Source organism: Inquilinus sp. (genome assembly GCF_039594555.1).
GTDB lineage: Bacteria > Pseudomonadota > Alphaproteobacteria > DSM-16000 > Inquilinaceae > Inquilinus.
The window spans coordinates 21,918-34,988 of record NZ_JBCNNF010000015.1; the positions used below are offsets into that span (position 1 = coordinate 21,918).

Consider the following 13,071-nt stretch of genomic DNA (forward strand, 5'->3'; position numbering starts at 1 on the left):
GATCCTGCGGACAACAGCTCCCTTCGATCGACAACCCCCTCCCCCTACCCCCCTCCCGCAAGGGGAGGGGGGACTATGATTGGCTTTCGTCACGTTTGGGTCGCTCGCCATGACCCCATTTCAGCCGCCGGCCGCGGCAGGATCAAGGCGCCGCGACAGCCTGCGGCAGCCGGCCCTCCAGGATGTCGCGCCGATCGCGGAACAGCGCGACCAGCGAATCCATCACCCGGCGCACCCGCGACAGCGCCCGCAGATCGCGATGCACCAGCAGCCACTGGTCGACCCCGACCTCCTCCACCACCGGCCCGAGCCGGCGCAGGCCGGGGTCCGGGTCGCCGGCATAGCAGGGCAGCAGGCCGATCGCCTCGCCGCTGCGCACCGCCTGCTGCAGCACCAGCCAGTTGTTGACGCGCACCGCCGGCCGGCCGCCCTGCAGCAGTTCCGCCACCCAGGCCTGGCCGGGCATGTAGGCATGCTCCTCGTCGAAGCCCGCCCAGGTCAAGCCGCGCAGCCCTGGCGGCGTCGTGTCGGCGATGTCGTGGCCGCGGGCGGCGTAGATCGCGTATTCCACCCGGCCCAGCCGCCGCGCCACCAGGCTCGGGACGTCCGGCACCTGCTCCCGGATCAGCAGGTCGGCCTCGCGCCGCGACAGGTTGGCCAGCATGTGGCTGGCCGCCAGCTCGATCTCGATGCATTGCAGGCCGCGCCGCAGCCGCGGCAGGTGGTCGGCCAGGAACCCGGTCATCGCCTCACCGGCCGACACCCGCACCGTGCCATGCGCGGTGTCGCCGAGCCCGGCGCTGCGGCGCTGGATCGACTCGGCCGCGCGCTCCATCGCCTCGGTGTCGGCCAGCAGCTCCTCGCCGGCCGTGGTCAGCACGAAGCGGTCGGGCAGCCGGTCGAACAGCCGGGCGCCGATCGACTCCTCCAGGCCGCGGACGCGGCGGGCCACGGTCGGGTGGCTGACCTGCAGCCGCCGCGCCGCCGCAGTCAGGTTGCCCTCGCGCGCCAGGGTCAGGAACACGCGCAGATCGTCCCAATCGGCCGGCATGGCCGGTCTCCCGCCTCGATAGGCCTGAACAGAAACGTACAGCCCCTCCTCGAATTTGTCGAATTCCGTTCACCAGCGTTCACATTATCGTCAGGTCGGGGCCGGCCCGACCCATCCGACGACAGGCGACCGGCGACGTCCTCTCATCAGAAGGAATGCACTCGATGCATTTCGAACCGCGCCTGTGGCAGTTCACGCAAGGGGTCCGCCTGCGCATCGTCTGGGCCGTGGCGATCGGCCTGGTCTCGGTCGCGCTCGGCGTCGCCCGGCTGGCCCTGCTGGGCTGGCTGATCGGCCAGGTCTTCGCCGGCCGGCCGCTGGCCGAGCTGGTTCCGTCCATCGCCCTGATCGCCGGCGTCATGGTGCTGCGCGGCGTGTTCGAGCACTGGCGGGTGATGATCGCGCATGAGACCGCATCGCAGGTCCAGGCGAAGCTCCGCCGCACCATCTTCGACCGCATCGCGGCGCTGGGGCCCGGCACCGTGGCCCGCCGCCGCTCCGGCGCGCTGACCCTGTCGCTGATCGACGGGGTCGAGCAGTTGGAGGTCTATTTCGGCCAGTTCCTGCCGCAGTTCCTGATCTCGCTGCTGACGCCGGTCCTGATCTTCGCCGCCATCGCCTTCGTCGACCTGCCGGTGGCGGCGGTGATGCTGGCCTTCGCCCTGATCGCCCTGTTCGGCCCGGCGCTGTGGCACAAGCACGAGACCGGCAGCTCGCTGCAGCTGCGCCAGGTCTATGCCGATTTCGCCGCCGAGTTCCTGGATTCGGTGCAGGGCCTGGCGACGCTGAAGGCCTTCGGCCAGAGCAAGGCCCGCGCCGCGGTGCTGGAGACCAAGGCCCGGTCGCTGTTCCGCAGCACCATGCGGGTGCTGGCGACCAATGTGCTGGCCCGCGGCATCACCGACAGCGCCATCGCCAGCGGCGCCGCCGCGGCCCTGGCGCTGGGCGCCTGGCGGGTCGAGTCGGGCGCCATGGCCCTGTCGGCGCTGCTGGTGATCCTGATGCTCGGCGTCGAGATCTTCCGGCCGATGCGCGAGCTGCGGTCGGTGCTGCACCAGGGCATGGTCGGCCTGTCCGCCGCCCAGGGCATCTACCAGGTGCTGGACGATACGCCGGAGGTGACGGATGCCGCCCCGGCGGCGCTGGACCGGCCGCTGGCCCCGACCATCCAGTTCGACGACGTTCGCTTCCGCTATCCCGGCACCCGCCGCACCATTCATGAGGCGCTGAGCTTCGAGGCCAAGGCCGGCGAGCGGATCGGCCTGGTCGGCCCGTCCGGCGGCGGCAAATCGTCGATCGTGCGCCTGCTGCTGCGCTTCTACGACCCGGAGGCCGGCGCCATCCGCCTGGGCGGGCACGATCTGCGCGGCCTGTCCTTCGACCAGATCCGGTCGATGATCTCGGTGGTGAATCAGGACACCTTCCTGTTCCACGGCACGGTCGAGGACAACATCCGCATGGGCCGGCCGGACGCGACCGAGGAGGAGGTGGAGGCCGCCGCCCGCGCCGCCAACATCCACGGCTTCGTCCAGACCCTGCCGCAGGGTTACCGCACCGTGGTCGGCGAGAAGGGCGTGAAGCTGTCCGGCGGCCAGCGCCAGCGCGTCGCCATCGCCCGCGCTTTGCTGCGCGACACGCCGATCCTGGTGCTGGACGAGGCGCTGTCCGCGGTCGACGCCGAGAACGAGGCGGTGATCCAGGAGGCGCTGGACCGGCTGATGCAGGGCCGCACCACGCTGGTGCTGGCGCATCGCCTGTCGAGCGTGATCGGCTGCGACCGCATCCTGGTGCTGGACCACGGCCGGGTGGTCGAGAGCGGCCCGCATGCCGCGCTGATGCAGCAGGGCGGCGTCTATGCCGGGCTGATGGCCGAGCAGGCCCGCGAATCGGCCGCCGGCAAGATCCTCGACGCTCCTGTCGCCGCCCGTGCCGCCGAGTCGGCCCCCTCTGCGCCGGCCGCCGCGACCAAGGTCGAGACCGAGGGCATCCTCAAGGCCGAGGGGCTGGGCTGGGGCCGGCTGGTGGCCGAGCTGATGAAGCTGGCCATGCCCTGGAAGGGTAAGCTGGCCCTGACCTTCGCCTTCGGCGTGCTGCGCGTCGTTACCTTCATCGGCGTGGGCGTGCTGAGCGCGCTGGTGCTGCTGGCGCTGAAGAACGGCGAGCCCTATGGCGCCCTGCTCTGGGCCCTGGCCGTCGTCGCGCCGCTGTCCGGCGTGCTGCACTGGCTGGAATCCTGGATCGCCCATGACATGGCCTTCCGCCTACTGGCCGATATGCGCGCCGACGTGTTCCGCAAGCTCGACGCCCTGGCCCCGGCTTATCTGGTGCGGCGCCGCACCGGCGACCTGATGGCGCTGGTCACCCATGACATCGAGCTGGTGGAGTATTTCTTCGCCCACACCGTGGCGCCGGCCTTCGTCGCCGTGCTGGTGCCGGCCGCGGTGCTGGCGGTGCTGGTCTGGGCCAGCCCGTGGATCGCGCTGGCGCTGCTGCCGTTCCTGCTGGCCGTCGCGATCAGCCCGTTCCTGATGCGTGGCCGGGTCGACCGCCTCGGCTCCGAGTCGCGGGAGGCGGCCGGCGAGCTCGGCGCCTTCGCCGTCGACTCGGTGCAGGGGCTGGGCGAGATCGTCGCCTTCCAGCAGGAGGGCGCGCGGGGCGACAGGCTGGACGCGCTGTCGCAGCGCTTCATCCGGCTGCGCCTGCCCTTCTTCGCCGAGCTGACGCGGCAGCAGAGCCTGCTGGAGATCCTGACCGGCCTGGGCGGCCTCGCCGTGGTGGTGACCGGTGCCGCGCTGTCGGCCCAGGGCGCCATCGACCCTGGCCTGCTGCCGCTGCTGACCATCCTGGCGATGGCGGCCTTCCTGCCGGTGTCGGAGATCGCGCAGGTCGGCCGCCAGCTGGCCGACACGCTGGGCGCCACCCGCCGCATCTACGGGCTGAAGGCCGAGCCGGTGCCGGTGGTGGACGGGCCGGGCGTGCCGGACAATGTGCTGAACGGGCCCGGCGCCGCGGCGCTGGCGCTGCAGAGCCTCGGCTTCACCTATCCTGGCCAGGGCCGGCGCGCGCTGGACGGGGTGACGGTCGAGATCCCGGCGGGCAAGACCGCGGCGCTGGTCGGCACCTCCGGCGCCGGCAAGACCACCACGGCCCAGCTGCTGATGCGGTTCTGGGACCCGGATGAGGGCCGGATCACCCTCAACGGCTCCGATCTGCGCGACTACAGGCAGGACGACCTGCGGCGCCGCATCGCCCTGGTGGCCCAGGACACCTACCTGTTCAACGACACGCTGCGCGCCAACATCCGCATCGCCCGGCCGGAGGCGAGCGAGGCGGAGCTGGCGGCCGCGATCGGCCATGCCTCGCTGACCGAGCTGGTCGAGACCCTGCCGGAGGGGCTCGACTCGCCGGTCGGGGAGCGCGGCACGTCCCTGTCCGGCGGCCAGCGCCAGCGCGTCGCCATCGCCCGCGCCTTCCTGAAAAACGCGCCGGTGCTGATCCTGGACGAGGCGACCTCGCATCTCGACACGGTGAACGAGCAGGCGGTGCGCCGGGCGCTGGACCGGCTGCAGTCCGACCGCACCACCATCGTCATCGCCCACCGGCTTTCGACGATCCGCGACGCCGACCTGATCGTGGTGCTGGACGAGGGCCGGGTGGCCGAGACCGGCACCCATGCGGCGCTGCTGGCCCGCGGCGGCCTCTACGCCCAGCTGGTCTCCCGCCAGCTCGCCTCGGCCCAGGCGGCACAGTAGGGACGCTCTACCGTCCACTTTCACTGTCATGCCCGGGCTTGACCCGGGCATCCAGGAGGTCTCGACACCCTCTGGATTGCCGGGTCAAGCCCGGCAATGACAGTTGGGGAGAGGGTTGCTCTACTCCCCCGCCGCCCGTCTTGCCGCGGCGGCGCCCTCGCCGGTCAGCTGCAGGAAGATGTCCTCCAAATCCGTCTCCTCGGTGGAGAGGTCGGCGATGCGCACGCCGGCCTGGTCCATCAAGGTCAGCAGGTCGCCCAGCCGGGTCTCGCTGGGCCGGTAGCGCACCACCAGCCGGGTGGCGCCCGCCAGCTCCATGCCCCGCGCGGCGAGGGCCGGCGGCAGCGCGTCCAGCGGCTCGCTCAAGGTCACCACCAGGGTCTTGCTGTCGACGCTGGAGAGCAGGTTGGCGGTGCTGTCGCAGGCGACGATGCGGCCCTGATCGATGATCGCGATCCGGTCGCACAGCTCCTCCGCCTCCTCCAGGTAATGCGTGGTCAGGACGATGGTGGTGCCGGCCCGGTTCAGCGCCCGGACATGGGCCCACAGGCTGCGCCGCAGCTCGATGTCGACGCCGGCGGTCGGCTCGTCCAGCACCAGCACCGGCGGCGAATGCACCATCGCCTTGGCCACCATCAGCCGGCGCCGCATGCCGCCCGACAGCGTCCGGGCATAGGCGTCGGCCTTGTCGGCCAGCCCGACCGCCTGCAGCAGCTCGGCCGTGATCCGCTCGCCCTTCGGCACGCCGTACAGGCCGGCCTGAAGGTCCAGCAGCTCGCGCGGGGTGAAGAACGGGTCGATGTTCAGCTCCTGCGGCACCACGCCGATCGCGGCGCGGGCCTGGCGCGTCGCCCGGCCGATGTCGAAGCCCCAGATCCAGGCGTCGCCCGCAGTCTTGGTGACCAGGCCGGCCAGGATGTTGATCAGCGTCGACTTGCCGGCGCCGTTCGGGCCCAGCAGGCCGAAGATCGAGCCGGCGGGGATGTCGAGGTCGATCGGGTGCAGCGCCAGCTTGTCCGGCTGCCTGTTGCGCCCGCGATAGGTCTTGGTCAGCCCGCGCAGCCGGATGGCGCTCTCCGGGGCGGCGTTCGGCGGCTCGGCGGCCATGAGTCCGTGCGAAATGGTTGATCGGCTTGGCGCCATGGGTATCATCCGGCCGGAATCCGGGCAATCATCGCCCGCCAGCCCTTGCCGCCAGGAATTCCGAGCCATGCAGCCCGCCACCCTTCAGCCGTCCGATGTGATCGAGGTCGACCGCGATGTCGAGACCGTCGGGTGCGACGGCGGCGGCGGCCCGCTGGGCCACCCGATGGTCTACTACCCGATCGGGCATGAGCATGAGGTGGTGTGCAACTATTGCGGCCGCCGCTTCGTCCGCAAGGCCAACCGCCACGGCCACTGACCGCGCGAAGGACGCAGTGACGCCCGAAACGGTCGAGGCGTTCTGCCTGACCCTGCCCGGCGCGATGCTGAGCGTGCAGTGGGGCGGCGCCCATGTGTTCAAGGTCGGCGGCAAGATCTTCGCCATCCTGGCCGGGATGTCGCGCGGCGAGCCCGAGGCCTGGTTCAAGGCGTCTGAGTTCTCCTACATCCTGCTGGTCGAGCAGCCGGGCATCCGCCCGGCGCCCTATCTGGCCCGCGCCAAATGGGTCGCGGCGGCGCTGGGCGCCCTGCCGGCGGACGACCTGCAGGCCTATCTGCGCGAGGCGCACCGCCTGGTCCTGGCCAAGCTGACCCGGGCGGCCCGGGCGGAGATCCTGGGGGCGGGATAGATGCGCATCCTGGTCGAGATGCGGTGCGGGTCGCATCTGTACGGCACCGCCACGCCCGATTCCGACATCGACCTGAAGGCCGTCTACCTGCCGGCGGCGCGCGACCTGCTGCTGCAACGGGCCCGGCCGACGATCGTCGAGTCGCGCCCGAAGGCCCATGGCGAGCGCAACCAGCCCGGCGATGTCGACCGGGAGACCTTCAGCCTGCAGCGCTATCTGGAGCTTCTGGTCGGCGGACAGCCCATGGCGATCGAGATGCTGTTCGCCCCGGACAGCGCGATGACCGCCCCGCCCGACGAGCTCTGGCGCGAGTTGCAGGCCGCAGCCCCGCGCCTGGTCAGCCGGCGGGCCGCGTCCTTCGTCCGCTACTGCCGGCAGCAGGCCAACAAATACGGCATCAAGGGCTCGCGCGCCGCGGCCGCTCGCCAGGCTCTCGCCGCGCTCGAAGCCGCGGAGCAGACGCACAGCGCGGGCAGCCCCCTGGATCGGGCGGAAGCCATGCTGGAGACGCTCGCCGGGGAAACCGAGCATGTCTCGCTTGTCGACATCGAGGTCCAGCCCGGGCGAATGGCCCGGCACCTCGACATCTGCGGCCGCAAGGCGCCGCTTCACGCCGCGATCAGGACGGCGCGGGACCTGGCGGCACGGCTGGTCGCCGAATACGGGCAGCGCGCGCTGGAGGCGGAGCGCCAGCAGGGCATCGACTGGAAGGCGCTGTCGCACGCGGTGCGGGTCGGCCATGAGGCGCTGGAGCTGTTCACCACCGGCCGGCTCCGGTTTCCCCTGGCCTCGGCCGGCCACCTGCTGCGGATCAAGCGCGGCGAGCTGCCCTATGCCGCCGTCGCCGAGGAGATCGAACTGCTGATGGAGCGGGCGGAGGCGGCCGCGGCGGCCTCGATCCTGCCGGACGAGCCCGACCTGGCCGCGGTCGAGGCGATGATCGTGGCGGCGCATCGCCGGCAGATCCTGGAGAACGGGGCATGACGCAGGATCCGATGATCGACGAGGCGGTGCGGCGCCGGATCGGCCCGATCCTGAACGACATCGAGCGGCGCGACGGCGTGCGCATCCTGCTGGCAGTGGAATCGGGCAGCCGCGCCTGGCGCTTCGCGTCGCGCGACAGCGACTACGATGTGCGCTTCATCTATGTCCGGCCGCTCGAGGATTATCTTTCGGTCGAGACGCGGCGCGACGTGATCGAGCTGCCGATCGACGGCACGCTGGACGTGAACGGCTGGGACCTTCGCAAGGCCCTGGGCCTGGTCGCCAAGTCGAACGCCGTCGTCACCGAGTGGCTGACCTCGCCGGTGACCTATCGCCGCGATGCGGAGACAGTCGCCCGGCTGCTCGGTCTGGCCCGGACATGTGCGCATCTGCCGGCGCTGGCCTATCACTACGACCGTTCGGCGCGCCGCGCCTGGGAGCCGGGCGACGGGCCGATCCGGCTGAAGTCGTATTTCTATGCGCTTCGGCCGACGCTGGCCTTGGACTGGATCCGCCGCAGGGCCGAGCCGCCGCCGATGGACCTGCCGAGCCTGATGGCCGGCACGCCCTTGCCGGACGACCTGCGCGACGCCGTGGCGATCCTGCTGCGGCGCAAGCAGGTCGCCACCGAAGCCGACATGGCCGAACGCGTCCCGGCGCTGGAGGCCTATCTCGCCGACACGCTGTCCGAGATGGCGCCACGGCCCGGGGCTTGGGATCGGGGGCCCGCCATCGGTGCCGCGAACGAGGCCTTCCGGGCGCTGCTGCGGACAGAGCGGAGCTGAACGGCATAAGGCCGCGCCTTCTCAGCGGCGGCCACGCGGGCTTCCGGTCGGGCCGGCACTCCTGTAAGAGGCGGGACCCGTCTCCGACCGCCCGAGGGGCCATGTCGCGCCAGCCGATCTTCAACGTCCCGCCGATCACGCTGTGGCTGAGCGGCGTTATGGTCGCGATCTTCGCCGCGCTGCATCTGCTGCCGGAGGCGGTCTGGGCGCCGATCATCGACCGCATGGCCGTGGTCCCGGCCTATTTTGGCTATCTCGGCCAATTGCCGCCGCTCGACGCCCTGTCCGTGGTCGCGTCGCTGGTGTTCTACGCCCTGGTCCATTACGAGCCGATCCACCTGATCGCCAATCTGGGCTTCTTCCTGGCCTTCGGCAGCGTCTGCGAGCGGCACTACGGCCCGCGGCGCTACACCGTGCTGCTGCTGGTCACCACCGTGGCCGCCGCCCTGGCGCAGATCGCCGCGAGCTGGGGTGAGCAGACCACCCTGATCGGCGCCTCCGGCGCGGTGTCGGGCTGCATCGGCGCCTTCTGCCGGATCGCACTGGCCCGCCACGACCCGGCCGGCCGCCGGCTGGCCCTGAATCTGATCGGCTTCACCATCATCGCCAACGCTCTCTTCGCCGTGATCGGCGGCGGTTTCATGGGCGTGGACGCCCAGATCGCCTGGCAGGCGCATATCGGCGGCTTCCTGGCCGGGCTGCTGCTGGGCGCGCCCCGGCGGGCATGAGCCGCAAGCGTGACGCAGCGGCCACAGCGGTGCGGGCCGGTCACAATCCTGCAGACTCAACGTTGCAGCCCGAGGACGCCCCGCCTATATGACCGGAGAAGCAAGAGCCGCCCGCGGGCGGCATGGAAACATTGGGGGTCCCGGCGGTGCCTCACCGAGGGCCAGCCGCGACCTGCTGAAGGAATGAGGAAGAGATGAGCAAAGTCATCGGTATCGACCTCGGCACGACCAATTCCTGCGTCGCCATCATGGATGGGGCCCAGGGCCGGGTGATCGAGAATGCGGAAGGCGCGCGCACCACGCCGTCGATCGTCGCCTTCACCGAGTCGGGTGAGCGGCTGGTCGGCCAGGCGGCGAAGCGCCAGGCGGTGACCAACCCCGAGAACACCATTTTCGCGGTCAAGCGCCTAATCGGCCGCCGCTACGACGACCCGATGACCCAGAAGGACAAGGGCCTGGTCCCGTACCAGATCGTGTCCGGCGACAACGGCGACGCCTGGGTCGAGTCGCGCGGCCAGAAATACGCCCCGAGCCAGATTTCCGCCTTCACCCTGATGAAGATGAAGGAGACGGCCGAGGCGTTCCTGGGCGAGAAGGTGACGCAGGCCGTCATCACCGTCCCGGCCTATTTCAACGACAGCCAGCGCCAGGCCACCAAGGATGCCGGCAAGATCGCCGGGCTCGAGGTGCTGCGCATCATCAACGAGCCGACGGCGGCCGCCCTGGCCTATGGCCTGGACAAGAAGGCGTCGGGCACCATCGCGGTCTACGACCTCGGCGGCGGCACCTTCGACATCTCCGTGCTGGAGATCGGCGACGGCGTGTTCGAGGTGAAGTCGACCAACGGCGACACCTTCCTGGGCGGTGAGGATTTCGACGCCAAGATCATCGACTACCTGGCCGAGGAGTTCAAAAAGGAGCAGGGCATCGACCTGCGCAAGGACCGGCTGGCCCTGCAGCGCCTGAAGGAAGCGGCCGAGAAGGCGAAGATCGAGCTGTCCTCCTCGGTCCAGACCGAGGTGAACCTGCCCTTCATCACCGCCGACGCGTCCGGCCCGAAGCACCTGAACATCAAGCTGACCCGGGCGAAGCTCGAGGCGCTGGTCGACGACCTGATCCAGCGCACGGTCGAGCCGTGCCGCGCCGCGCTGCGCGATGCCGGCCTGAAGGCCAGCGAGATCGACGAGGTGATCCTGGTCGGCGGCATGACCCGCATGCCTAAGGTCATCGAGACGGTGAAGCAGTTCTTCGGCAAGGACCCGCATCGCGGCGTCAACCCGGATGAGGTCGTGGCCGTCGGCGCGGCAATCCAGGGTGGCGTGCTGAAGGGCGAGGTCAAGGACGTCCTGCTGCTCGACGTCACCCCGCTGTCGCTGGGCATCGAGACGCTGGGCGGCGTGTTCACCCGCCTGATCGAGCGCAACACCACGATCCCGACGAAGAAGAGCCAGACCTTCTCGACCGCCGAGGACAATCAGACCGCGGTGACCATCCGCGTGTTCCAGGGCGAGCGCGAGATGGCGGCCGACAACAAGCTCTTGGGCCAGTTCGACCTGGTCGGCATCCCGCCGGCCCCGCGCGGCATGCCGCAGGTCGAGGTGACCTTCGACATCGACGCCAACGGCCTGGTCAATGTCAGCGCCAAGGACAAGGCGACCGGCAAGGAGCAGGCGATCCGCATCCAGGCCTCGGGCGGCCTGTCGGACGGCGACATCGACAAGATGGTCAAGGACGCCGAGGCCAATGCCGCCAGCGACAAGAAGCGTCGCGAGGCGGTCGAGGCCAAGAACCACGCGGACGCCCTGATCCATTCGACCGAGAAGCAGCTGGCGGAGTTCGGCGACAAGGTCGACGCGGCCGACAAGGCGGCGGTCGAGACCGCGATCGCCGACCTGAAGGCGGTGGTGACCGGCGATGACGCCGACCAGATCAAGGCCAAGACCGACGCCCTGGCCCAGGCGGCGATGAAGATCGGCGAGGCCATGTACAAGGCCAGCCAGGAGTCGGGCGCGGCGCCGGAGGGCGGCGAGCAGGCTTCGGCGAAGCCGGATGACGGCGTGGTCGACGCCGATTTCGAGGAAGTCGACGACGACAAGAAGAAGAAGTCGGCGTGATCCTGGTCGCATGACCGCGGCACGACGATAAGGGCAGTTCCGCCCCCGCGAGGGTTCCACAAGGACCGCGCGGGGGCGGTTTTCATCCGGGCCGGGGCCATCGACGGCTCTCCCGGTTCGGGACGAGGACGGCATGGCGAAACAGGACTTTTACGATCTTCTGGGGGTTGCGCGCGGCGCCGGCGCGGACGAGATCAAGAAGGCCTACCGCAAGCTGGCGATGCAGTACCACCCGGACCGCAACCCAGGCGACCAGACTGCCGAGCACAAGTTCAAGGAAATCAACGAGGCCTACGACGTCCTGAAGGACGAGCAGAAGCGCGCCGCCTATGACCGCTTCGGCCACGCCGCCTTCGACGGCGGCGCCGGGCCCCGCGGCCCCGGCGGGGCCGACTTCTCCGGCGGCTTCGCCGACATCTTCGAGGAGATGTTCGGCGACTTCATGGGCGGCCGGCGCGGCGGCCAGCGCGCCCAGGCGGGCCGCGGCGCCGATGTGCGCTTCAACCTCGAGATCACGCTGGAAGAGGCATTCCTCGGCAAGCAGGCCACGGTCAAGGTACCGTCCTCGGTCGGCTGCGAGGTCTGCGACGGCTCGGGCGCCGAGCCCGGCAGCCAGCCGGTGACCTGCCCGACCTGCGGCGGCGCCGGCCGGGTCCGCGCCTCCCAGGGCTTCTTCACGGTCGAGCGCACCTGCCCCGGCTGCGGCGGCCAGGGCCGGGTGATCAAGAATCCGTGTCGGAACTGCAGCGGCTCCGGCCGCGTGCGCAAGGACAAGACGCTGAAGGTCGACATCCCGCCGGGCGTGGATGACGGCACCCGCATCCGCCTGTCGAACGAGGGCGAGAGCGGCATGCGCGGCGCCCCGCCGGGCGACCTGTACATCTTCCTGTCGGTGCGGCCGCACCCGCTGTTCCAGCGCGACGGCGCCGACCTGTTCTGCAAGGCACCGATCCCGATGACCACGGCGGCGCTGGGCGGGCCGATCGAGATCCCGGCGATTGACGGCGGCCGCGCCAAGATCACGGTGCCGGCCGGCACCCAGTCCGGCGCCCGGTTCCGCCTGCGCGGCAAGGGCATGTCGGTGCTGCGCTCCGCCGGCCGCGGCGACATGTATGTCGAGCTGCAGGTCGAGACCCCGGTCAACCTGACCAAGCGCCAGCGCGAGCTGCTCGAGGAGTTCGAGCGCGAGGGCGGCGGCGGCACCAGCCCGGAGAGCCAGGGCTTCTTCGCCAAGGTGAAGGAGTTCTTCAAGGAGTAGCGGCCGGCCGGGTTTCGCAGTTGGTCATTGCGAGCCCCGAAGGGGCGTGGCAATCCAGCGGCACTGACCCCTGGATCGCCACATCGCTGCGCTCCTCGCGATGACGGGTGAATAGGCCCGCAGCCGCGCCGGCGCACGACCATCGAAGGACCCTGCCGCATGACCGCCGGCGACACCCCGCGCCCCGTCGAAGGCCCCGTCAGGATCGGCGTCACCGGCGCTGCCGGCCGGATGGGCCGGATGCTGATCCAGACCGTGCTGGACGCGGCCGACGGCTCGGTGGCGCTGCACGGCGCGATCGCCAGCGAGGGCAGCGCCGCCATCGGCCAGGATGCCGGGCTCCTCGCCGGGCGCCTGGCCTGCGGCGTCATCGTCAGCGACGACCCGGTGCAGCTCTTCGCCACCGCCGATGCGGTGATCGACTTCACCCGGCCGGAGGCGTCGGTCCGCTTCTCCGCCCTCGCGGCCCAGGGCAAGGCGGTGCTGGTGACCGGCACCACCGGCTTCTCGGCCGAGCAACTGGCGGCGCTGGGCCGGGCGGCGCGCCACACCCCGGTGATCCAGTCCTTCAACATGAGCCTGGGCGTGAACTTGCTGGCGGCGCTGGTGCGCCAGGCCGCCCGCGCG

Annotated in this window: 10 protein-coding genes and 1 pseudogene; 9 read left to right on the forward strand and 2 right to left on the reverse strand. The window is 70.7% G+C overall.

Annotation, left to right across the window (positions count from 1 at the left end; all coding sequences use genetic code 11):
* Positions 1–142 precede the first annotated feature (142 nt).
* Positions 143–1,051: a LysR family transcriptional regulator gene (locus tag ABDW35_RS03020; protein WP_343712364.1), complete on the reverse strand. Its 909-nt coding sequence runs from the start codon at positions 1,049–1,051 to the stop codon at positions 143–145.
* 164 nt (positions 1,052–1,215) lie between these two features.
* Here ABDW35_RS03020 and ABDW35_RS03025 point away from each other — a divergent pair, with 164 nt between their 5' ends.
* The gene (locus ABDW35_RS03025; protein ID WP_343712365.1) at positions 1,216–4,803 is read left to right on the forward strand and encodes an ABC transporter ATP-binding protein; all 3,588 of its coding nucleotides are present in this window, start codon (positions 1,216–1,218) and stop codon (positions 4,801–4,803) included.
* 120 nt (positions 4,804–4,923) lie between these two features.
* Here the strand turns inward: ABDW35_RS03025 and ABDW35_RS03030 are convergent, their stop codons facing one another.
* Entirely contained in the window at positions 4,924–5,910 is a 987-nt protein-coding gene (locus tag ABDW35_RS03030) for an ABC transporter ATP-binding protein (protein ID WP_343712366.1), read from the reverse strand.
* A gap of 103 nt (positions 5,911–6,013) precedes the next feature.
* On the opposite strand from ABDW35_RS03030, the gene ABDW35_RS03035 reads away from it, so the two are divergent.
* The 8 genes and pseudogenes from ABDW35_RS03035 to ABDW35_RS03070 all read left to right on the forward strand — a co-directional run.
* Entirely contained in the window at positions 6,014–6,205 is a 192-nt protein-coding gene (locus tag ABDW35_RS03035) for a zinc-finger domain-containing protein (RefSeq protein ID WP_343712367.1), read from the forward strand.
* A 16-nt stretch (positions 6,206–6,221) separates the two neighbouring features.
* The gene (locus tag ABDW35_RS03040) at positions 6,222–6,575 is read left to right on the forward strand and encodes an MmcQ/YjbR family DNA-binding protein (RefSeq protein ID WP_343712368.1); all 354 of its coding nucleotides are present in this window, start codon (positions 6,222–6,224) and stop codon (positions 6,573–6,575) included.
* Entirely contained in the window at positions 6,576–7,559 is a 984-nt protein-coding gene (locus ABDW35_RS03045; RefSeq protein ID WP_343712369.1) for a nucleotidyltransferase domain-containing protein, read from the forward strand.
* Positions 7,556–8,344, forward strand: a complete 789-nt coding sequence (locus tag ABDW35_RS03050) for a nucleotidyltransferase domain-containing protein (RefSeq protein WP_343712370.1) — start codon at positions 7,556–7,558, stop codon at positions 8,342–8,344. Before ABDW35_RS03045 ends, ABDW35_RS03050 begins: the two co-directional genes overlap by 4 nt.
* 101 nt (positions 8,345–8,445) lie before the next feature.
* A complete protein-coding gene (locus tag ABDW35_RS03055) occupies positions 8,446–9,072 on the forward strand; it encodes a rhomboid family intramembrane serine protease (protein ID WP_343712371.1) in 627 nt (208 codons plus the stop codon).
* A 194-nt stretch (positions 9,073–9,266) separates the two neighbouring features.
* A complete protein-coding gene (gene dnaK, locus ABDW35_RS03060; RefSeq protein ID WP_343712372.1) occupies positions 9,267–11,186 on the forward strand; it encodes a molecular chaperone DnaK in 1,920 nt (639 codons plus the stop codon).
* A gap of 133 nt (positions 11,187–11,319) precedes the next feature.
* Positions 11,320–12,444 (forward strand): molecular chaperone DnaJ, encoded by a 1,125-nt coding sequence (dnaJ, locus tag ABDW35_RS03065; protein WP_343712373.1) that lies wholly within the window; start codon positions 11,320–11,322, stop codon positions 12,442–12,444.
* 159 nt (positions 12,445–12,603) lie between these two features.
* Positions 12,604–13,071: pseudogene (locus ABDW35_RS03070) on the forward strand (4-hydroxy-tetrahydrodipicolinate reductase); the annotation flags it as partial.

Excerpts from the sequence above, each read along its gene's own strand:
- ABDW35_RS03020 (WP_343712364.1), bottom strand. The coding sequence starts at position 1,051 with ATGCCGGCCGATTGGGACGATCTGCGCGTGTTCCTGACCCTGGCGCGC.
- ABDW35_RS03025 (WP_343712365.1), top strand. The coding sequence starts at position 1,216 with ATGCATTTCGAACCGCGCCTGTGGCAGTTCACGCAAGGGGTCCGCCTG.
- ABDW35_RS03030 (WP_343712366.1), bottom strand. The coding sequence starts at position 5,910 with ATGGCCGCCGAGCCGCCGAACGCCGCCCCGGAGAGCGCCATCCGGCTG.
- ABDW35_RS03035 (WP_343712367.1), top strand. The coding sequence starts at position 6,014 with ATGCAGCCCGCCACCCTTCAGCCGTCCGATGTGATCGAGGTCGACCGC.
- ABDW35_RS03045 (WP_343712369.1), top strand. The coding sequence starts at position 6,576 with ATGCGCATCCTGGTCGAGATGCGGTGCGGGTCGCATCTGTACGGCACC.
- ABDW35_RS03050 (WP_343712370.1), top strand. The coding sequence starts at position 7,556 with ATGACGCAGGATCCGATGATCGACGAGGCGGTGCGGCGCCGGATCGGC.
- ABDW35_RS03055 (WP_343712371.1), top strand. The coding sequence starts at position 8,446 with ATGTCGCGCCAGCCGATCTTCAACGTCCCGCCGATCACGCTGTGGCTG.
- dnaK (WP_343712372.1), top strand. The coding sequence starts at position 9,267 with ATGAGCAAAGTCATCGGTATCGACCTCGGCACGACCAATTCCTGCGTC.
- dnaJ (WP_343712373.1), top strand. The coding sequence starts at position 11,320 with ATGGCGAAACAGGACTTTTACGATCTTCTGGGGGTTGCGCGCGGCGCC.